Annotated in this window: 22 protein-coding genes; 16 read left to right on the top strand and 6 right to left on the bottom strand. The window is 64.8% G+C overall.

Annotated features, from left to right (window positions below; translation table 11 throughout):
• Window positions 1-98: 98 nt before the first annotated feature.
• Complete coding sequence (locus ACM9HJ_RS17510; protein ID WP_416573046.1) at window positions 99-1,592, bottom strand: class I SAM-dependent methyltransferase; 1,494 nt, start codon at window positions 1,590-1,592, stop codon at window positions 99-101.
• Between the two features lie 194 nt (window positions 1,593-1,786).
• Here ACM9HJ_RS17510 and ACM9HJ_RS17505 point away from each other — a divergent pair, with 194 nt between their 5' ends.
• Window positions 1,787-2,371, top strand: a complete 585-nt coding sequence (locus tag ACM9HJ_RS17505; protein WP_416573045.1) for a thymidine kinase — start codon at window positions 1,787-1,789, stop codon at window positions 2,369-2,371.
• Between the two features lie 13 nt (window positions 2,372-2,384).
• Here the strand turns inward: ACM9HJ_RS17505 and ACM9HJ_RS17500 are convergent, their stop codons facing one another.
• Window positions 2,385-3,287: a hypothetical protein gene (locus ACM9HJ_RS17500; RefSeq protein WP_416573044.1), complete on the bottom strand. Its 903-nt coding sequence runs from the start codon at window positions 3,285-3,287 to the stop codon at window positions 2,385-2,387.
• Between the two features lie 127 nt (window positions 3,288-3,414).
• On the opposite strand from ACM9HJ_RS17500, the gene ACM9HJ_RS17495 reads away from it, so the two are divergent.
• The 6 genes from ACM9HJ_RS17495 to ACM9HJ_RS17470 all read left to right on the top strand — a co-directional run bounded on the left by ACM9HJ_RS17495 (window position 3,415) and on the right by ACM9HJ_RS17470 (window position 7,540).
• Window positions 3,415-3,891 carry a YchJ family protein gene (locus tag ACM9HJ_RS17495; protein ID WP_416573043.1) on the top strand — a complete coding sequence of 159 codons (477 nt, stop codon included), beginning with the start codon at window positions 3,415-3,417 and terminating at the stop codon, window positions 3,889-3,891.
• Between the two features lie 197 nt (window positions 3,892-4,088).
• Complete coding sequence (locus ACM9HJ_RS17490; RefSeq protein WP_416573042.1) at window positions 4,089-4,259, top strand: hypothetical protein; 171 nt, start codon at window positions 4,089-4,091, stop codon at window positions 4,257-4,259.
• Between the two features lie 37 nt (window positions 4,260-4,296).
• The gene (gene hemH / locus ACM9HJ_RS17485; RefSeq protein ID WP_416573041.1) at window positions 4,297-5,337 is read left to right on the top strand and encodes a ferrochelatase; all 1,041 of its coding nucleotides are present in this window, start codon (window positions 4,297-4,299) and stop codon (window positions 5,335-5,337) included.
• A gap of 120 nt (window positions 5,338-5,457) precedes the next feature.
• Complete coding sequence (locus tag ACM9HJ_RS17480; RefSeq protein WP_416573104.1) at window positions 5,458-6,192, top strand: substrate-binding periplasmic protein; 735 nt, start codon at window positions 5,458-5,460, stop codon at window positions 6,190-6,192.
• A 62-nt stretch (window positions 6,193-6,254) separates the two neighbouring features.
• Window positions 6,255-6,443: a hypothetical protein gene (locus tag ACM9HJ_RS17475; RefSeq protein ID WP_416573040.1), complete on the top strand. Its 189-nt coding sequence runs from the start codon at window positions 6,255-6,257 to the stop codon at window positions 6,441-6,443.
• Window positions 6,444-6,646: 203 nt separating this feature from the next.
• A complete protein-coding gene (locus ACM9HJ_RS17470; RefSeq protein ID WP_416573039.1) occupies window positions 6,647-7,540 on the top strand; it encodes a LysR substrate-binding domain-containing protein in 894 nt (297 codons plus the stop codon).
• Here ACM9HJ_RS17470 and ACM9HJ_RS17465 read toward each other — a convergent pair.
• The 4 genes from ACM9HJ_RS17465 to ACM9HJ_RS17450 form a co-directional block, all read right to left on the bottom strand.
• Window positions 7,537-8,157, bottom strand: a complete 621-nt coding sequence (locus ACM9HJ_RS17465; RefSeq protein ID WP_416573038.1) for an SCO family protein — start codon at window positions 8,155-8,157, stop codon at window positions 7,537-7,539. The genes ACM9HJ_RS17470 and ACM9HJ_RS17465 overlap by 4 nt on opposite strands.
• An 11-nt stretch (window positions 8,158-8,168) precedes the next feature.
• A complete protein-coding gene (locus ACM9HJ_RS17460; protein ID WP_416573037.1) occupies window positions 8,169-8,660 on the bottom strand; it encodes a copper chaperone PCu(A)C in 492 nt (163 codons plus the stop codon).
• 51 nt (window positions 8,661-8,711) lie between these two features.
• Window positions 8,712-9,041, bottom strand: coding sequence for a hypothetical protein (locus ACM9HJ_RS17455; protein ID WP_416573036.1), 330 nt, complete (start codon window positions 9,039-9,041; stop codon window positions 8,712-8,714).
• Window positions 9,042-9,242: 201 nt separating this feature from the next.
• Window positions 9,243-9,749, bottom strand: coding sequence for a hypothetical protein (locus tag ACM9HJ_RS17450; protein WP_416573035.1), 507 nt, complete (start codon window positions 9,747-9,749; stop codon window positions 9,243-9,245).
• A gap of 979 nt (window positions 9,750-10,728) precedes the next feature.
• On the opposite strand from ACM9HJ_RS17450, the gene ACM9HJ_RS17445 reads away from it, so the two are divergent.
• The 9 genes from ACM9HJ_RS17445 (at window position 10,729) to ACM9HJ_RS17405 (ending at window position 18,416) form a co-directional block, all read left to right on the top strand.
• A complete protein-coding gene (locus tag ACM9HJ_RS17445) occupies window positions 10,729-12,051 on the top strand; it encodes a replication initiation protein (RefSeq protein WP_416573034.1) in 1,323 nt (440 codons plus the stop codon).
• Window positions 12,052-12,170: 119 nt separating this feature from the next.
• On the top strand, window positions 12,171-12,383 hold the full coding sequence (locus ACM9HJ_RS17440) for an alkylphosphonate utilization protein (protein ID WP_416573033.1): 213 nt from the start codon (window positions 12,171-12,173) through the stop codon (window positions 12,381-12,383).
• Between the two features lie 92 nt (window positions 12,384-12,475).
• Window positions 12,476-13,291 (top strand): alpha/beta fold hydrolase, encoded by an 816-nt coding sequence (locus tag ACM9HJ_RS17435; RefSeq protein ID WP_416573032.1) that lies wholly within the window; start codon window positions 12,476-12,478, stop codon window positions 13,289-13,291.
• An 84-nt stretch (window positions 13,292-13,375) separates the two neighbouring features.
• Window positions 13,376-13,798, top strand: a complete 423-nt coding sequence (locus ACM9HJ_RS17430) for a putative toxin-antitoxin system toxin component, PIN family (RefSeq protein ID WP_416573031.1) — start codon at window positions 13,376-13,378, stop codon at window positions 13,796-13,798.
• Window positions 13,795-14,046 carry a pilus assembly protein HicB gene (locus ACM9HJ_RS17425; RefSeq protein WP_416573030.1) on the top strand — a complete coding sequence of 84 codons (252 nt, stop codon included), beginning with the start codon at window positions 13,795-13,797 and terminating at the stop codon, window positions 14,044-14,046. Before ACM9HJ_RS17430 ends, ACM9HJ_RS17425 begins: the two co-directional genes overlap by 4 nt.
• A 126-nt stretch (window positions 14,047-14,172) precedes the next feature.
• Window positions 14,173-15,147, top strand: a complete 975-nt coding sequence (locus ACM9HJ_RS17420; RefSeq protein WP_416573029.1) for a ParA family protein — start codon at window positions 14,173-14,175, stop codon at window positions 15,145-15,147.
• Entirely contained in the window at window positions 15,137-15,982 is an 846-nt protein-coding gene (locus ACM9HJ_RS17415; RefSeq protein ID WP_416573028.1) for a ParB/RepB/Spo0J family partition protein, read from the top strand. The genes ACM9HJ_RS17420 and ACM9HJ_RS17415 overlap by 11 nt, the downstream gene beginning before the upstream one ends.
• 104 nt (window positions 15,983-16,086) lie before the next feature.
• The gene (locus tag ACM9HJ_RS17410) at window positions 16,087-16,734 is read left to right on the top strand and encodes a hypothetical protein (protein WP_416573027.1); all 648 of its coding nucleotides are present in this window, start codon (window positions 16,087-16,089) and stop codon (window positions 16,732-16,734) included.
• A 500-nt stretch (window positions 16,735-17,234) separates the two neighbouring features.
• Entirely contained in the window at window positions 17,235-18,416 is a 1,182-nt protein-coding gene (locus ACM9HJ_RS17405; RefSeq protein ID WP_416573026.1) for an efflux RND transporter periplasmic adaptor subunit, read from the top strand.
• The last annotated feature ends 11 nt before the right edge of the window (window positions 18,417-18,427 follow it).

Genomic DNA, 18,427 nt, shown 5'->3' with positions numbered 1-18,427 from the left:
TCAAGCTGGTCAGGCGCAAGGACATGGTGCATCGCAACCGGAAAAAATGCCACTACGTTCCTTAGGATTGCCTCGAAATTTCCACTCTCCTCCCCGAATTATTGCGGCACCGCACCCAAGGTGCGCAGCACCGGCAGCCGACGGCGTGAAAAGGCATCCCAGCGCTCCGCCAGCTCGGCCTTGTTCTGTGCCGCCGTTGCCAACGGCTTGCCATCGCGCAGCACCCGCTGGCCACCGGCCTCCAGCACCGCCCAGGCGTGACCGGCCGGGTCATGCCCCGCTTCCAGCCCGGCCAGGAACAGCTTGCCGATCCGGTCCAGCCCCACCCCGCCGCCGGTGACGGGGCTGGCCAGGGCCGGCATCCGGTCGGCCCCGGCGGCATCGGCCAGCAGCAGCGCGTTCAGCCGGGCGCAGCTTTCCCGCCGCGGCTCCAATCCCGCATCGGGCAAGGCCGGCGCCACCAGGTCCAGCGCCAGCAGCACCGCCAGCGCCCCCTGTCCTTCCCCGCCCAGCGGGGTCAGCAGCGCCTCCTCCGCCACCGGCCCCGCCTGCAAAGCGCTCAGGACGGCGTGGGCGGCATCGAACGGCACCTCGATGGGCTGCGTGGCCGGTGTCGCCCGGCGCGGCAGGTCACGCGGATGGCCCAGCGCCGCCCAGCGGCGTGGCGCCTGTTCCCGCCCCCCTCCACCCTCGCGGATGAACAGGTCGCGGCGGAAGGGCCGGTTGGTCAGGAAGTCGCGCAGCAGTTCCGCGAAGTCAGGATCATCCGCCGCCTGCCGCCCCCCGGCAGTAAGGATGGCCTGCGCCAACACCCCCTCCTCCCACCGGTCGCCCGCCCGCGCCTGTGCCCCCAGCCGCAATCCGGCCGGCGCCAGGGATGCTGCCAGATCGGTGAAATAAGTGGGGTGCCAGCTCTCATTGAAATATTCATGGGCCAGGTAATCGACGGGCCGGTCCAGCAGCGCGTCCAGGCGCGTGGCTACCGTCGGGTTCACCCGGAAATACCCCGCCTCCTGCGCCCGCAGCCGTTCCGCCAGACCCAGGGCGCCGGTAATGCGCGCCGCCAGCGCCCCTTCCCCTCGCCTTGCACCGGCCAGCATCAGCTCGCGCAGCGGCAGATACTGCGCCCAGCCCGGCAGGACATTGTAACCCAGATAGACCAGCCCGCCAGGCTTCAGGTGCCGGTCCAGGAAGGCCACGATCTCCGCCCGCTGCTGCGGCCCCACCCAGGACCAGACCCCGTGCAGCGCCACGATGTCGAAGCCGGGCAGGTCCGCATCGGCATAATCGGCAAAGCCGAGCGGGCTGACCGTCAGGTTGGACAGGCCGGCCCCATCGGCCAGCCAGCGCGCATGGGCGACATGGGCGGGATTGATGTCATTGCCCCAGAAGCGGGCCTGCGGATTGGCGGCGGCCAGCAGCGCCAGGCTGAACCCCTGGCCGAAACCCAGCTCGCAATAATCGAAGCGCTCACCCGGCCGGATCGGCGACCGGTCCCCCAGCGCCTGAGCCATGGACCAGGGCTGCAGCTCCGCATGGAAGCTGTAGGTATAGCCGATCTCGGTCACATAACCGTCGGTCCACCCCCGCATGATCCCTACCCTCTTCGTGTTCCCCCAAGCGCTGGGCGCCGCCATCCGGCGGCTTGGCTTACGCCGCACGTGCGGCGCGGCGGCAGTCGCCGCCGAAGCATTCCCGGTACCCGGAAATGCTCCAGCCCTGTTCTATTGGCATGAAGCGCCGAACTCGGCTATGCAAAGGCCCGATCGATCGTCAGGAAACAGGCATGCGCTACGGAAAGCTGGAAGTCATCTGCGGACCCATGTTCTCGGGCAAGTCCACGGAGATCCTGAAGCGCGCCATCTGGTACACCCACGGCACCGGCTCCCACATCATGCTGCTGAAGCCGGCCTTCGACGTGCGCTTTTCGGAGAACCGGGTTGTCAACCATGACGGCATCGGCTTCGACGCCATGCCCATCACCCGCATGCCAACCGTCCCCGACAACATCACCGCCGTCTTCATCGACGAGGTGCAGTTCTGCGTGGAACCGCATTACCAGGGCGATCTGGTGGAGGATATCCGTGCCCTGCTGCACCGGGGTATCGATGTCGCCGTCTCGGGCCTGGACATGGACTGGCGCGGCCGTGCCTTCCAGATAACCGCCACCCTGGCCGCCATGGCCGATGGACTGTGGAAGCTGCGGTCGCGCTGTTCCGTCTGCGGCCATGAAGCGCATAAGAGCTTCAAGAAGCACCGCAACGACCGCACCCTGGAACTGGGCCTGGCCGACCTGTACGAACCCCGCTGCAACGCCCATTGGCACGACCATAGCGAAGGACCGGGCCGGGAATTGTCGCTGGATTTGTAGGGGCCGGCCGCGATCACCACGGCGCCCGCAGATACGCCAGGAAGCTCGCACAACAAAAGGAGAAGGCGCCGCTTCCCAGCTCCTGGACTCGATAGGCCACGCCATCCAGCTGTTCTGCACGAATGTCGGTGATGCCGATCTTCAGCCCAACGGCCTTATCAAGACGCTCGGCGCGAAAATCCCGCACGTCCCGGAAGGTAAGATCGAAACTGTTCTCATTGCCGGTATCGGGATGTGACAATTCCAACGTGATGTCAAAAGGCGCCGACACGTTCATCCATTCGGATCGATGAAATGAAAACTGGTGCAGGGTGCTATAGTCAGTCTGACCCAGCCGATAGAAGCCCGGAACGTCATTCGCGACATATCTGGCCGCCAGCGTATCAACCATGACCGAGTGGATATCGTAGGTCTGGAAGAAATCCGTGATGTCGGTAACCCTGGCGACAAAATGGATGCTGCTGGGTAATCTCGCCGTGACCGGAATCCCCACCTCCACCCGCACATCATCCGGGAAATACAGGAAGATGCCGCTCTCCGGCTCCGCCAACCCCATGCCGGCCATACCGCGCAACGCCAATTGCACGAATGTCTTCGCCTGCCCTCGCGTAAGGCCATCTCCCGTCTCATAGGCACTGGGCGTACCTTTCAATCCAACAAGACGGATCGTCTCCTGATCATAATCGACGACATACCGCCCCGGATTCACGACGATGAATTGTTTCACATTGAACATCTCGGCGATGTCGTCGACCGCCCATATCAGCGCTTCTTCCTTCGCCAGATAGGCATCCATCAGTTGATATCTGTCCTCCGGCGGCGCCCGGACCACCATGTCCATATCCAGGTCGAAATCCGGATGCCCGGGCGGATAGCATTCAAGGGAGAACACGCGCATCGTCTCTTTCAGGCTCATCTGCTCCCTCTCTCCGGCCCTTGCGTTTCAGCGTCATGGGCCGCCCCATGATAAGCGCACTGGTGAAGATGGCCACAATCGGTTATCCCGCCCACAGCGAACATGATTTCAAGAACGAGTGACCGACATGAGCAAGTGCCCCTGCGACAGCGGCCGTGAATTCGATGCCTGCTGCGGCCCCTATCTGGCCCGCACCGAAGCCGCCCCGACGCCCGAAGCGCTGATGCGTTCGCGCTATACCGCCTTCGCCAAGCAGGACATCAAATATCTGGGCGAAACCCTGCTGCCCGGCACGCAGGATGATTTCGACGTGGCCCAGGTCACCGAATGGGCGGCCAAGAGTGTGTGGACGGGGCTGGAAGTGCGCTCCACCGCCGATGGTCTGGTCCCGGACGAGGCCTATGTGGAATTCGTGGCCAAGTTCACCATGGACGGCAAGGACCTGATCCATCACGAAACCGGCCGCTTCAAGCAGCAGGACGGCCGCTGGTGGTATGTGGACGGCGTCATGGGCCAGCGCCCACGCACCGTGCAGAAGGTCGGCCGCAACGATCCCTGCACCTGCGGATCGGGCAAGAAGTTCAAGAAGTGCTGCGGCGCCTGATAGGCAACCCCTATCGTCGCCATCCGATCAATCGATTTCCATCGATCCACCCTTCCTGCCATTGTATCGAGATCAAGAGCGGTTTCCGGGTAACCGGAAATCGCTCCGGCGGTGACCACCGCCGCGCGGCACGTGCCGCGTAAGCCAAGCCAACGGATGTTGGCGCCGGCGATTGAGGAACATGATAGGTAAGGGTTATGAACCGCAAGACATTGGAAAAGCTGATCCTGTCGCTGCGCCAGCATGGCGCGGGGCTTTCGGCACAGAACGGCCAGCTGATCATTGAAGGTTTGGCCCCGCCGGATATCCTGTTGCAGGCGCACCGGCACCGCAAAGCCCTGGCGGCAATGGTGCGCACCCGTCCATAAAGGGCGGTACCCCTTACCATTGTCCCATGGCGCCGTCTTGACCCAGAACAATACCAACCTGCCCGTCGGCCACCCGCCCGTGACCGTACCGAAGATCGGCGTGCTGCTGATCAATCTGGGCACCCCGGAAGCCACCGATTACTGGTCGATGCGCCGGTATCTGTCGGAATTCCTGTCCGACCGCCGCGTCGTGGAAATTCCCCAAGCCATCTGGCAGCCGATCCTGCAGGGCATCATCCTGACCTTCAGGCCAAAGAAAAGCGGCCATGCCTATGCCGGCATCTGGAACCGGGAACTGAATGAAAGCCCGCTGAAGACATTCACCCGCGCACAGGCGGACGGGCTGCGGGCGGCGCTGGACGGTGCGCATGGTGGCCGCATCATGGTGGAATGGGGCATGCGCTATGGCCATCCCGCCACCGCCAAGGCCATCGACAGCCTGATCGCGCAGGGCTGCGAGCGTATCCTGCTGTTCCCGCTCTATCCGCAATACAGCGCCACGACGACGGCCACCGCCTGCGACCAGGCCTTCCGCCACCTGATGACCCTGCGCCGCCAGCCGGCCGTGCGCACGGTGCCCACCTACCACGACGATCCCGCCTATATCGACGCGCTGGCGGCTTCCGTGACACGGGCGCTGGGCGGGCTGTCCTGGAAGCCGGACCGCATCATCGCCTCCTTCCACGGCCTGCCCAAGCTATATCTGGAAAAGGGCGACCCCTATCACTGCTATTGCCTGAAGACGACACGCCTGCTGCGGGAAAAGCTGGGCCTGGGTGCGGACATGCTGACCCACGCCTTCCAGTCCCGCTTCGGCCGCACGGAATGGCTCCAGCCCTATCTGGAACCTACGGTGCAGGCCCTGCCCGCCCAGGGCGTGAAGAAGCTGGCCATCCTGGCGCCCGCCTTCGTCAGCGACTGTGTGGAGACGCTGGAAGAGGTCGACCAGGGCATCCGCGCGACATTCCTTACCGCTGGGGGGAGTGACTTCGCCTATATCCCCTGCCTGAACGACCATCCCGACCATATCGGGCTTTTGCGCCGGATTGTGGAGCGGGAACTGGCGGGCTGGATCTGACCAAACCTTACGTCCCGGGGGCAAATTGTCACCCGTCCCCGGGTTGACCTGACCGCACCTAAACTTTAGGCTTACCCTCATGGTGGTTGCCGGCGAGGGGCACGGGTGCGGCGCTTGGGCATGCTTTTGCTGGCGGTGTTTCTTCCGGCCCTGTCCGCGGGGGCGGAGCGTGCGCCGTTGAAGCTGGTCACCGGCAGCGATTATGCCCCCTATGTCGATGACAGGCTGCCCGGCGGCGGCCCGATCACCCAGCTGGTCCGACAGGTTTTCACCAGGATCGGCCACCCCGTCACCCTGACCATTGAACCCTGGCGCCGGGGATATGAAGGGCTGCTGGCCCATCGCTACGACGCCAGCTTCCCCTATATCCGGACCGAACAGCGGACGCGCGAGATGCTGTTCTCCGATCCCATCGTCGCCGTACGCCAGCACCTGGTGGTGGCCATCGGCAATGAACAGGCGGCCATGGCCACCGGCTGGATGAAGGGGCGGCGCGTCTGCGCCGCCGTCGGTTATGGCCTGCCGCCCTGGCTGGATATGCTGATCCAGCAGGGCGATGTCCTGCGCGTCACCCCCACACAGCAGCGCAGTTGCCTGTCGATGATCGTTGCCGGCCGCGCCGACTTCATGGTGGAGGATGACCGCATCGCCACGGCCCGCCGCGCCGAAGCGGCCGAGCGGGAAAAACTGGCCACCGTGCCCGGCCCCGCCGCCAGCGAAGCCACGTTGCATCTGATCGTGGCCCGGGACCATCCCGACGCCCAGCAAATCCTTGACGGTTTCAACCAGGGCCTGGCGCAGCTTCGCGCCGATGGCATCGTGCCCGATCTGCTGCTGGCCAAGCCTCCTTCCTGACCCCATTGTCCTGACCGCTTCCGCACCCTATTTTCTGGGCACATCATTTGCGGACCAAAGCCATGGACATCATCATCGGACCCGACGGCACCATCCACCTGAGTGCCGAAATGCTGGAACATCTGGGGGTAAGGCCCGGTGACCGGCTGTCGGCCCTGCTGACCGCCAATCATCGTCTGGAACTGGCGGTCCCGGCCAAGGCACCGGGAGAGAAGCTGTTGCAGTCGATGCTGGGGCGAAGCAAGAGCTAAAAAGAAAGCCCGTGGTGTTGGCGTCCACGGGCCTTTGGAGTTTTCGGAAAACGGGAAGTGGTAAATCCGTGCGATGCACGATTGCGACGTCGCAATCGTGCGTGCCATGGGCGAAACCGTACCGGCACAGGCTTCGCTGGTACAATTGATTGTTCAAATGATAATGATCGGCTTTGCCTATTGCGCAATTGCGAGATGCGATCATGAACCTGCGCGACCTGCGTTATGTCATCGCCCTGGATGACCATCGGCATTTCGGCCGCGCGGCCGAGGCCTGCCATGTCAGCCAGCCCACGCTCTCCGGCCAGATCCGCAAGCTGGAAGAGATGCTGGGCATCATTCTGTTCGAACGCACGAACAAGTCGGTGATCCCCACACCCGCCGCCGCGGATATCCTGCCGCTCGCCCGTGCCGCGGTGGAAAAGGCCGATGCCATCGCCGCCCTGGCCCAGGGCTGGCGCGACCCGCTGGCCGGTTCCTTACGTCTTGGGGTCATCCCGACCCTGGGTCCCTATCTGATGCCCCGCGTGCTGGGCCCGCTGAAGCGGCAATATCCCAACCTGGATCTGGTGCTGTGGGAGGATATTACCGACAACCTGCTCTCCCGCCTGCGCCGGCATGAACTGGACGTGGCCTTGCTGGCCACGGAGGTGGAGGAGGATGACATCGTCACCCTGCCCCTGTTCGAGGAGCCGTTCTTGCTGGTCCTGCCCGAAGATCATCCGCTGGCCGGCATGGCACTGATCGACGCGGAACAGCTTTCGGCGTTGGAAATGCTGGTCCTGGCCGACGGCCATTGCCTGCGCGACCAGGCGCTGGCCGCCTGTCACCAGCCCGGTGTCGGTCGGGCCGACCTGCGCGCCACCAGCCTGGAGATGCTGTTGAACATGGTCGCCGCCGGCTATGGCTGCACCCTGGCCCCGGCCCTGGTGGTGGCAGGACGGGCGGTGCCGGTGCCCGGCACGGTGACCCGTCCGCTGGTTCCCGGATCGGCCGGACGCAGCGTGCGCCTGGCCTTCCGGGAAACCTTTCCCCGCCGTCAGGCGGTGGAAGCCGTGGTGGAAATGATCCGATCCTTACGGCTCGGGGGAGTTTAACCGTTCCGCACCTTGCGGAACCATTCCAGCAGTTCCCCCTGATCGGACCCATGGCCGAACACCCGGACGAAATCGCCGTTCCGGTCCATCAGATAGATGAAGGCGGAATGGTCCATCAGATAGTCCGACGTTCCCGCCTCCTCCGCCGACACCTTTTTATAATAGGCGCGATAGGATTTGGCGGCTTCGGCGATCTGTTCCGGCGTGCCGGTCAGGCCACGGATCGACGGATGGAACAGCGGCACATAGTCGGCCAACTGCTTCTGCGTATCCCGCTCCGGATCGACGGTGATGAACAGGGCCTGGGCGTCGGCCAACTCCTCTTCCGACAACTGATCCAGCACCTGTCCGATCAGTTGCAGATCGGTCGGGCAGATATCGGGGCAGAAGCTGTAGCCGAAATAGACCAGCGACACCTTGCCCTTCAGATTGTCCTGGGTGACCGCCTGTCCCGTCTGGTCGGTCAGGGCGAAGGGGCCGCCGATGGCGGCACGCCCCTGCCCCTGTTCCGCCCGCTGCTTCTGCGGTGACAGATGATCGGCGATCATCACGACGGAGCCCAGCACAGCCGCTGTCGCCAGCAGTGCCAGGCCGGTCCAGAATGTCCGGCGCTTCATGGATCGCGGGCTCAGTGCTGATGGTCGCCGTGACCGCCATGATCATGGCCGGTCATCGCCGCCCCCATGGCGCCCGGCCCCTGCACGGCAACCGTTACCGCGACATCACCTGCCTTCTCGAACTTCAGGGTGAGCGGGAAGCTTTCTCCCTGCTTCAGCGGCGCCTTCAGCCCGATCAGCATGATATGCAGCCCGCCCGGCTTCAGTTCCACCGGCGTGCCGGCGGTGACGGCGATACCGCCTTCCACCGGCCGCATCCGGGCGATGCCGTTCTCCATCATATGGCTGTGCAGTTCCGCCTTCTCCGCCACCGGACTGCTGGCGCCCACCAGCTTGTCGGTACCGGCATCGATGCTGACGGTCAGGAAGGCAGCCCCGGCCCTGGCGGCGGGGGCGGAGGCGCGGGAGAAGGGGCTGGTGACGCTGATCTCCGCCTGGGCGGCACCGATCAGCAGCAGGCTGGTGACGGCGGAAATCAAAAGAGGGCGGGCAAAGCTGCGCATGGCGGAATTCCCATTGGATCGTTGATTATGGAAGGCAAGGGGCAGGGGCGATCACGCTTCCGGCGGCCCCCGCGCACCCAATCCATCGATCCGGACACCAACCTTCCAGGCCAGCCTCCCCACAAGCTCCACCGACGCCACGCCCCAGCGTACCGGCACGGACAGGCTCAGCGGCTCCACCGGCACCGACAAAACCGGCAGCAATCCGAACGGACAGGCGGGCAGGGCGTGATCACCCGCAGGTGCGGCATTGATGTCCGCCCGCCGCGGCTCCACCACCCGGCACAGGGTCAGCGACAGATCACCCCGGCGCAGCGCGTCGGCATCCGGCATATAGCCGCGCGGCAACAGGGCGACGAACAGCAGCGCCGGCAGCAGCATCCACGCCACCCACCCCCGCCAACCGTCCCGCCGCATGATCAAGGCATGATCCATGCCTCATGCGATGCCATGCCGGCCGTCCCCTGTCCAATGCTCTGTTGTCGCAACAACTCGCTTCAGGCCGGCGACTGCCGGCCCGCGCCTCGTGGCGCGCAAGCCAAGGGCGCGGATACGCCCGCCCGGCGCTTGAGGGAAACAGTATCAATGCAACCTGGTCCCCATCGGCGCGCGATCCAGCACCGGCACACGATCCGACGCCAAATCGTAGCCGCCATCCAGCAGCAGGCGGGCGAATCCCTCCAGCGCCGGTCCCGCCACCTCCGCCGCCTGCTGTGGCAGCCAGGCGGTCAGCACCCGCTCCACCGCCACGCCTTCACCGCCCTGAAGACACAGGATGGCATTCAGCAATTCCGCCTCGTCATCGGTCAGCCGGGTACAGGCCGGGCAGCCTAGGGCCAGCGGCTGGCGCGACGCCGTGGCGAAGACCCGCATCAGCCGGTCGATGCTGATCGGCGCCAGCGGCACACCCGCCGACACGAACACGTCACGCAGCAGCAGGGCAGGGCACCGCCCCTGATTGGCGCAGGTCGCCCAGTATCTCAATCCCCACAAGGCCAGCCGTGCCGACGGGTGAAGCGCCACGAAGGGCATGTTGCCGGCAATGGCGGGACGGCGGTGACGGGTTTGGCCGCGACGGTCGGTCTGCATTTTCTATCCTCGCTGAGATGCGACGTCGCAACATACCGATATTGATAATCATTCTCAATATGTCAAAGGGCAGTCATCGACATGCCCGCCCTCTCCGTTCGGCAGGGACCATTGCCTTACTCTTGACGATGTCGGCAAAGTCGGATTCACCAGATCGGGTGGCTCGCACCGGGACAAGGCACCTGCCCTGGTATCATGGTCATGATCGGCGGGCCTCCTGCCACCGGAGTCGTCTCCAGCTTCCTTACGGCTTGGGGGCTCCCCCACGCCGTAGGGGACTCGGGCATTCCTTACACCCTGGGGGAAGGGATGCGCCGCATCGATCCTTACGCCTTGGGGGAATGCATCCTTACGGTTCGGGGGCCTGAAAGCCGCGGAAATACGTGGCCGACTCCGGTACCCCGCCGATGGCGATTTGGGTCGGGCTGTCGAGTCTCCTTACATCCTGGGGGAACCTGAACCTTACGGCTTGGGGGCCTGGGCATGCAGGGCCCGCCAGCCCCCAAAGCGTAAGGATTCCCCCGAACCGTAAGGATTGGCCCGGATACCTGTCATCGGAGTCGCTGCATCCCCAACCGGTAAGGAATTGTCACCGCGAGTCGCGACAGCTGCAGGACGATGGCCCTATCCATCCTCCCTCAATCTCCCCAAAATCCTTTCCTGACTTTTGTTCCAAGATTCTAGTAAAGATTCTAGGGCGCGGAGAGCCGCGGATTTGCTGGGGTTTTCGGCCATCAACCTTACAGATCGGGGGAGACTATCCCCACATGGCGGGGGCGTTTGACATACGCCCCAGGGCGTAAGCGTTGCCCCCATCCCGTAAGGGTATGAAATTCCCTGTGGAAAACCCCTTTCCTTACTTGCCTCGGCTGTAAGGAAGGGACTAGCTTGCCGGCAAGTGCTTTCGGTTTGCAGTGCGATTCACGGTCCAGATGAACGCATTTGGACCGATCGCACTGCAGGGAACAGGGGAACCACCATGCCGCCAAGCCGCCGCAAGACCAGCACCGCCGATGCGGCGGGACCTGAGAAGCTGGCTGCCATCGTACCCTATGTGCCCACGGCCGGCGATGGTGGTGTGGTCATCGACGTGGAAGGCAGCCTAGTCGACAGCAGCGGGGCAGGGGAGAACCTGCCGGCCCTGGACCGGACGGGCCAGACGGCACGCGTGGCCGCCGCCACCTTTGAACGCGACGGCTACAAGCATCTGATCAAGGCGGCCGAAGCCGTCTATTCCTACCCGGCCAACGGTTCCCGCCTGTCGCTGCCGGCGCAGAAGATGCTGAATTTCATGATTCATCTGGCCGGCAGCCAGAACTTCGCCAACAAGCTCTACCGCCTGCCCAAGAAGGTCGTGCGTGGCAACCACAAGGGCAATGAGCGCATCTTCGACGCGGTGAAGGAGATTTACGAGAGCAGCCTGGTGGTGATCGGCCCCTTCCGTGGCCGGCGCAGCCGCGCGGAACTGCGCATCCTCTCCTCCTATGTCCGGCCGGAGGATGAGGTGGAGAGCGACAGTGTCGATATCCATTTCCAGTTCACCGACGCCTTCCTGGAACTCCAGCGCTCCTCCCAGCTTTGGGCCCGTCTGTCCGGCCCGGCCATGGTCAAGGTCACCAGCACCTATGCCCTGAAGCTCTATGAGATCGGGATGCAGCGCTACCAGATGGACCATCCGTCCCTGACGCTGGATATCGAGACGCTGCGCAAGCTGCTGAACGTGCCGGAGGGGGCGTACAAGGATTTCGGCATCCTGCGCACCCGTACCATCGACCGCGCCATGGCGGAGGTGAACCAGCTCGCCCCCTTCCGTGTGGAGATGCCGGAAGAGAAGATGAAGCGGAAGGGCCGCAAGATCGAGGAGGTGACCCTCACCTTCCACGCCAAGGACGAGGATGAGGCTGCCGACACCTTCCTGGAACGCGAGCGTAGCTCCGTCGGCCGCAAGACGCGGCGCGAGGCGGGAGAGGGGACGGCGAAGCCGGCCCTGGCCACCGCGCGCCCCTTGCCCGAACCGGCCCCGCCGCTGCCGGATGCCGACGATGCCGAAGCGCTGTGGGCTGCCGCCCGCCACGCGCTGAGCCAGAAGCAGGTGCCCGGCCCCCTGCTGCGTGACCTCAGCGTGGTGGCGATCGAGGAGACGGCGCGCGGCACCCGCAAGCTGGTCTTGCGCGCCGGCCACGCCGCCACGGCCGAGACGGCCCGGCGCAGCCATGAGGCGACCATGCGCTCGGTCCTGTCCTCCCTGACGTCGGGTTCCATCGCCGAGGTGGAGTTCCTGGCTGCCCGCACCGGTCGATAATCTCTTCCCGATATCAACAGATGCACAATAGGTCCGGGGCGTGATGTGCTTTCATCAATCCGGACACCCGCATCCCCTGGGCTATGGTCCGCGCCGACAGACCCCGGAGGATGTGGACGATGGACGTCAAGGACTGCAACGGCAACCTGCTGGCCGAGGGTGACAGCGTCACCCTGATCAAGGACCTGAAGGTCAAGGGCGCCAATGTCACGCTGAAGCGCGGCACCGTGGTGAAGGGCATCCACCTGACCGACGATCCGGAAGAGATCGAAGGCAAGGTGGAGAAGGTGAAGGGCCTGGTGTTGAAGACCTGCTTCGTGAAGAAGGCCTGACCGCCTGTCGAACAGGCCATTGATCACCGCGTGCCTGTCGGCCTGCCCGGCCTGAAGCTGTTCCCCGGTTTTCCAGATCGGGGAATAGGGTGATGGCAAGGTTGCGGCGCGGTTATGCGGATGGTCCCTTCGGCCAGATCCATTATTGGGATGGGGAACGGGGCAAGCCGCTGGTGCTGGTGCATCAGGCCATCATGTCCGCCAACGAGTATGATTATGTGTTCCAGCCGCTGCTGGACCGTGGCATCCGCCCCATCGCCCTGGACCTGCCGGGTTTCGGCCTGTCCGACCCGACCGGTTTCGCCCCCACCATCGCCGATTACGCCGCCGCGATCCCGCCCCTGCTGGATGCGTTGGGCATCGACCTGGCTGCCATCGGCGGCCACCATACCGGCGCCCTGGTCGGCAACGAGGCGGCGAACCTCTATCCCGACCGCATCAGCGCCTGCATCCTGGGCGGCCCGCTGCTGATCCCGGATAATGTCCGCCAGGCGCTGATCACCGACGTCGTGGAACGGGAAAAGGCCTTCACCGCCCTGCCGGAGGCGGCCCATATGGTGGAGGTGGCGAAGATCCGCGAACGTTATGCCGCCGGCACGATCGGCCCGGCCCGCATCACCGACTATGTCGTCCAGGCCATGCAGGCCTTCGCCATGGGCACTTACTGGTACGGCCATGCCGCCGCCTTCATGTACCGGCAGGAAGGCCCGCTGATGGCCCTGCGCCAGCCGACCCTGATCCTGACCAATACCGGCGACATGATCTATCAGGCCGCCCTGGAAGCCCACCGAATGCGCCCCGACTTCGCCTTCCACGCCATTGAGGGCGGGGGGATCGACATCCTGGACCAGGCGCCGCTGGAATGGGCCGATGCGGCGGCGGATTTCCTGGATGGGGTGGATTATTGAGAAGGTTGATCGCCGGAAGGTGGATAACATCCCATGTGATGTCATGCCCTTGGTCTTCCGGGAATTCTGATATAGAATTCCCCTATGTTACGGGCTGTCCTTGATACCAATGTTTTGGCGGCGGGCCTGCGTAGCAGGCAGGGTGCATCCTTTGCCGTCCTAAATCTGTTGGCGGACAGAAAATTCCAGGGTCTGGCGACAACGGCGCTCTTCCTTGAGTATGAGGCTGTGTTGAAGCGGGCCGAACAGCGTCAGGCCCATGGGCTTGATCTGCCGGATATCGAGCTGCTGCTCCGTGAACTGGCGGCGATTATGGAACCGGTGGAAGTGCGGTTTATCTGGCGGCCGCAACTGGCTGATCCAGCCGATGAACTGGTCTTGGAAGCGGCCGTCAATGGCCGTGCGGATCGACTGGTCACTCATAATGGCCGGGATTTCCGAACAGCGAACCGTTTTGGTTTAGTGGTGGAAACGCCCGCTGAGTTTCTGAAAGGATTCGCGTTATGAGCAAAGCGACATATCCCCTTAAGCTGCCGACCTCCATCAAGGACGCCGCGGCCCGGCTGGCGAAGGAAGATGGCGTCTCGCTTAATCAGTGGATTGCTGCCGCGGTTGCCGAGAAGGTGGGCGCTGTGCAGACGGCAGCGGCTTTTCTGCATGAGCGGGCCGATGGCGCGACCGGTGAGGGGTTGCACAGCTTTCTTGCCCGTGTCCCTGACGTGCCTGCGCAAGCAGGCGACGAACTGGCGGGGTAAGGGAAGAAGGCGTACCACTTGTTGACACCCCACAACCCCACCAGTTGACACCCTGTCAACCAACCCCTATGCTCCCGGCGCAGGTATAGCCACTAGCACTGGGGGCAGGTCATGGATGGGGCGGCGTTGAGGGCTGCGCGGGAAGCACGCGGGGATACGCAGCAGGCCTTCGCCGACTGGCTGAATGCCCGTCTGGGCCGTCGTTATGACAAGGGCCGCGTCTCCCGCTGGGAGGGTGGTACGGAGAAGATCCCGCAGGTTGTTTCCGACGTCATCGGCACGCCCGCCCGCCGGCAGCGCGACCGAGCCACCATCATCGCCATTTCCAACCAGAAGGGTGGGGTCGGCAAGACCTCTGCCGCCGTCAACATCGCCGCCGCCCTGGCCGCCTTGGGCCAGCGTGTGCTGCTGGTCGATGCCGACCCGCAGGCCAGCGCCACCGTGCATCTGGGCATCAGCCAGGCCGAGGCGTCGGAGGCGGGGCGCACGACATATCACGTCATGCTGAAGGACCAGCCGGTTTCCGGTGCCGTGATGCCGGTTTGTGACGGGCGGTTCCACCTGCTGCCCTCCACCATCCTGCTGTCGGCGGCGGAGACGGAGCTGATGGCGGAACCGATGGGCACGCTGGTGCTGCGGGAGAAGCTGTCCACCGTCGCCCGCGCCTATGATTACATCCTGCTGGATTGCCCGCCGCACCTGGGCATGATGACCTTGAACGCACTTGCCGCCGCCACCGGCGTGCTGATCCCCGTGCAGACGGAGATGCTGGCCATGATGGGCGTACCGCTGCTGCTGGACACCATCGCCAAGGTGCGCCGGCGCGGCAATCCCGACCTGTCGATCATCGGCATCCTGCCCACCATGTTCACCGCCCGCCATACCCAGGACCGGGCCACCCTGGCCGACCTGACGGAACGGTTCGGCGGCTCCTTGCGCATCTTCACGCCGGTGCCGCGCTCCACCATTTTTCCGCAATCGGTGGCGGCCGCCCAACCGACGGTGGATGTGGCGCCCGACCCGGCCCTGGTCGCCCCGTTCCGCGAGGTGGCCAGTTCCCTGCTTGAAGCCGACCAGACGGAGGAAGCCCGTGTCGCGTAAGCTCGCCCGCACCAATCCGGCGCTTGCCCCCGCCATGCCCATGGTGCCGCGCGACAGCGGGATGAACCGCCTGTTCGGCACTTCCGCCGATTTCCCGGAACTGGTGGAACTGGACCTGGAACAGGTCCATCCCAATCCGGAACAGCCGCGCCGGCATTTCGACCCCACCGCCCTGATGGAACTGGCCGACAGCATCCGCCATAACGGCCTGCTGCAGCCCATCCTGGTGAAGAAGCACGCCGATGGTGGCTATATCATCGCGGCGGGTGAGCGGCGCTGGCGGGCGCACGGGCTGCTGGGCAAGCCCACCATCTTCGCCGTCATCACCCGGGGCGATATCGAGGAAGTGGCCCTGGTGGAGAATCTCCAGCGCCGCGACCTGGACGCGCTGGAGACGGCGTCGGCCCTGGGCCGGCTGGGCGAACGGCACAATTACGCGCAGGAGCAGCTGGCGGTCGTCGTCGGCCTGTCCAAGTCGGAGGTCTCCCGCCTGCTGGCCCTGCGCGGCCTGCCGGACAAGGTGCAGGCCGAATATCCCGGCTTCCGCGACAAGGTGACGAAAAGCCATCTCTACGTCCTGGCCGACACGGAGGGGGAGGAGGCGCGCCTGGCACTGTGGGCGCGCATCAAGGAAGGGGCCACCATCAAGGAACTGCGCGCCGCCAAGCAGCAGCCGGCGGCCCCTGCGGCCGATGAAAGCCCCGTCCTGTCCGTGGCCCGCAAGCTGGGCCGCAGCCTGGACAAGCTGTCCGACCGGGCCGGCCGGCTGGCCGAGGATGAGGTCGCGTCGCTGACGGCGCTGCGCGACAGGATCGACCGGCTGATCAAGGGCTGATGCCACCCAGCGATTGAGGGTGCGCATTTGCGACGTCGCAAGCGATGCCCCCAGGCGGTAAGGATGGGGATACTGTCCCCCAAGGCGTAAGGATGAGGGTGAAGATGCGCAAGGCGCTGGTCGCAATCCTGGCGGGCCTGTTGGCCACTCTGCCCGCAAACGCCCAGAATCCGTCGGCCGCCGCAAAGCCTGCCGGCCAGGTGAAGGTGGAAGGCTTCCGCAATGCCCGCTTCGGCATGACCGAAGCCCAGATTCGCGACGCCATCGGTAAGGATTTCAAGCTGACGGGCGATGCCATCCAGAAGGTGGAGGACCCCACGGAGCGCACCTCCGCCCTGGTCATCAAGGTCAACGACCTGCTGCCCGACAGCGGGCCGGCCATCGTCGCCTACATGATGGGCTACAAGTCGAAAAAGCTGTTCCGCGTCAACGTCATCTGGGGGCAGGAGATCGGGTCGCCGACCAAGCCGGAACAGATCGTGGGGGCCGTCAATTCCCTGCGCAACTACCTGCTGGGCCAGGGATACCGCCAGGAAGGGCTGATTTTGAACCAGCCGCTGGGGGCCGACAATATCCTGGTCTTCCAGGGCACCGACACCCAGGGCCGCCTGACCGAGCTGATCCTGGGCATTGCCAAGAAGCCGCCGGCCAAGCCCGACGCCCAGCCGGAGGTGGCCGGCGCCAGCATGCGCCTGTCCTATGTGGAAAAGCCGGCGGAGCCGGACATTTATAAAGTCCCTGGCGGGTTCTGACCCCTCTTCCCTTACCGCTCGGGGGACATGATCCCCATCCTTACCGCTTGGGGTGTGAACGCGGCCGCATGTTGGCGGGGCGCGGATACATTATCATCCTGAAAATAGTGCCGGGACCTGTCGGATTCCCCCGGTCCCATCCGTCTTCCTGATATCCGCCAATGTGCTGGCGTCATCGGGATGGGGGGCGGGCTTTGCGCACAGTTCCGGACTTTTCGGCATTTGAAATTTTGCAACGGGGGTCTGCCCGGCACTTCCTGGCGAAATTGTGATTGGGATCACATGAAATGATCTGTGTTCACCTGATAACAGCCCCAAAATCTTCAGGGTCGCCGGTTCGGCAGGGCGGCTTTGCGGGTTCGCGAGGTTTATCACGAAAGTGTTAGACGCCTCGAACCCTGTTAACCATATCCATCGGCGCGCAATCATGATACATCCGCTCGCGGATGTAATTCCATGACCGGCGACGCCGGCAACAACGAAGTTCAAGGAACTCCACCATGCGTATGACCCCTCGGCTTTCCGGCCCCCTCGTGCTGATGGCACTGACGCTTACGGCCTGCGGCCAGGAGGGCGGCGGTGGGGCCGGCATGGGGGCGATGCCGCCGGCGGAGGTCGCGGTGGTGTCGGTCAATCCCGCCCCCTATACGCTGACGACGGAGCTGACGGGGCGCGTCACGCCCTACCGGGTGGCGGAGATCCGGCCGCAGGTGTCGGGCATCATCAAGGACCGGCTGTTCACCGAAGGCGGCGATGTGAAGGCCGGCCAGCCGCTCTACCAGATCGACAGCGCCCCTTACCGCGCCGCCCTGGCGCAGGCGCAGGCCGATCTGAAAAGTGCGGAGGCGCAGCTGACGGCGGTGAAGGCCAAGGCCGGCCGCTACAAGGAACTGGTGGCCGTGAAGGGCGTCAGCCAGCAGGAATATGATGACGCCGTGTCCGACCTGGGTGCGCGTGAGGCGGCGGTGGCCGCCGGCAAGGCCAATGTGGAAACGGCGCGCATCAACCTGGATTATGCCGGCCTGACCGCGCCCATCGACGGCCGTGTCGGCCGTTCGCGCATCACGCCGGGCGCCCTGGTTGTGGCGGGGCAGGACACGCTGTTGACCACCATCACCCAGCTGGACCCGATCTATATCGACCTGACGCAGTCGGCCGATGCCATGGCGGCCCTGCGCCGGCAGGTGGCGGCGGGCCAAGCGACCATCGCCGAGGGCGGCAAGCTGAAGGTGAGGCTGATCCTGCCCGACGGCACGCCCTATGCCCAGGAGGGGGCCTTGGACTTCTCCGACATCACGGTGGATGAGGGGACGGGCACCGTGGGCCTGCGCGCCACCTTCCCCAACAAGAACCTGGAATTGCTGCCCGGCATGTTCGTGCGGGCCGTGGTTGATCAGGGGACCCGCGCCGATGCCTTCCTGGTGCCGCAGCAGGCCGTGATCATCGGCCCCGGCGGTGCCGCTATGACCATGGTCGTGGGTAAGGAGGACAAGGTGGAGGTCCGTCCGGTCACCGCTGCCAAGGCCGTTGGCGACCAGTGGGTGGTGACCGGCGGTCTGGCACCCAAGGATCGGGTGATCGTGCAGGGCGTGCTGAAGGCCGCCCCCGGCGCCCAGGTCAAGCCCGTGCCCTATAATCCGGCCCCGGCCGCGGCGGGTGCCGCACCGGCCCCGGCCCGCTGATCATCCCGGAG

Source organism: Niveispirillum sp. KHB5.9 (assembly GCF_048066115.1).
GTDB lineage: Bacteria > Pseudomonadota > Alphaproteobacteria > Azospirillales > Azospirillaceae > Niveispirillum.
The sequence above is the reverse complement of the archived record's forward strand: the minus strand, read 5'-3'. Positions and strand labels throughout refer to the sequence as shown.

Coding starts and splice junctions, on each gene's coding strand:
- ACM9HJ_RS17510 (WP_416573046.1), bottom strand. CDS start 1,592: ATGCGGGGGTGGACCGACGGTTATGTGACCGAGATCGGCTATACCTAC.
- ACM9HJ_RS17505 (WP_416573045.1), top strand. CDS start 1,787: ATGCGCTACGGAAAGCTGGAAGTCATCTGCGGACCCATGTTCTCGGGC.
- ACM9HJ_RS17500 (WP_416573044.1), bottom strand. CDS start 3,287: ATGAGCCTGAAAGAGACGATGCGCGTGTTCTCCCTTGAATGCTATCCG.
- ACM9HJ_RS17495 (WP_416573043.1), top strand. CDS start 3,415: ATGAGCAAGTGCCCCTGCGACAGCGGCCGTGAATTCGATGCCTGCTGC.
- ACM9HJ_RS17490 (WP_416573042.1), top strand. CDS start 4,089: ATGAACCGCAAGACATTGGAAAAGCTGATCCTGTCGCTGCGCCAGCAT.
- ACM9HJ_RS17480 (WP_416573104.1), top strand. CDS start 5,458: ATGCTTTTGCTGGCGGTGTTTCTTCCGGCCCTGTCCGCGGGGGCGGAG.
- ACM9HJ_RS17475 (WP_416573040.1), top strand. CDS start 6,255: ATGGACATCATCATCGGACCCGACGGCACCATCCACCTGAGTGCCGAA.
- ACM9HJ_RS17470 (WP_416573039.1), top strand. CDS start 6,647: ATGAACCTGCGCGACCTGCGTTATGTCATCGCCCTGGATGACCATCGG.
- ACM9HJ_RS17465 (WP_416573038.1), bottom strand. CDS start 8,157: ATGAAGCGCCGGACATTCTGGACCGGCCTGGCACTGCTGGCGACAGCG.
- ACM9HJ_RS17460 (WP_416573037.1), bottom strand. CDS start 8,660: ATGCGCAGCTTTGCCCGCCCTCTTTTGATTTCCGCCGTCACCAGCCTG.
- ACM9HJ_RS17455 (WP_416573036.1), bottom strand. CDS start 9,041: ATGCTGCTGCCGGCGCTGCTGTTCGTCGCCCTGTTGCCGCGCGGCTAT.
- ACM9HJ_RS17450 (WP_416573035.1), bottom strand. CDS start 9,749: ATGCAGACCGACCGTCGCGGCCAAACCCGTCACCGCCGTCCCGCCATT.
- ACM9HJ_RS17445 (WP_416573034.1), top strand. CDS start 10,729: ATGCCGCCAAGCCGCCGCAAGACCAGCACCGCCGATGCGGCGGGACCT.
- ACM9HJ_RS17440 (WP_416573033.1), top strand. CDS start 12,171: ATGGACGTCAAGGACTGCAACGGCAACCTGCTGGCCGAGGGTGACAGC.
- ACM9HJ_RS17435 (WP_416573032.1), top strand. CDS start 12,476: ATGGCAAGGTTGCGGCGCGGTTATGCGGATGGTCCCTTCGGCCAGATC.
- ACM9HJ_RS17430 (WP_416573031.1), top strand. CDS start 13,376: ATGTTACGGGCTGTCCTTGATACCAATGTTTTGGCGGCGGGCCTGCGT.
- ACM9HJ_RS17425 (WP_416573030.1), top strand. CDS start 13,795: ATGAGCAAAGCGACATATCCCCTTAAGCTGCCGACCTCCATCAAGGAC.
- ACM9HJ_RS17410 (WP_416573027.1), top strand. CDS start 16,087: ATGCGCAAGGCGCTGGTCGCAATCCTGGCGGGCCTGTTGGCCACTCTG.
- ACM9HJ_RS17405 (WP_416573026.1), top strand. CDS start 17,235: ATGCGTATGACCCCTCGGCTTTCCGGCCCCCTCGTGCTGATGGCACTG.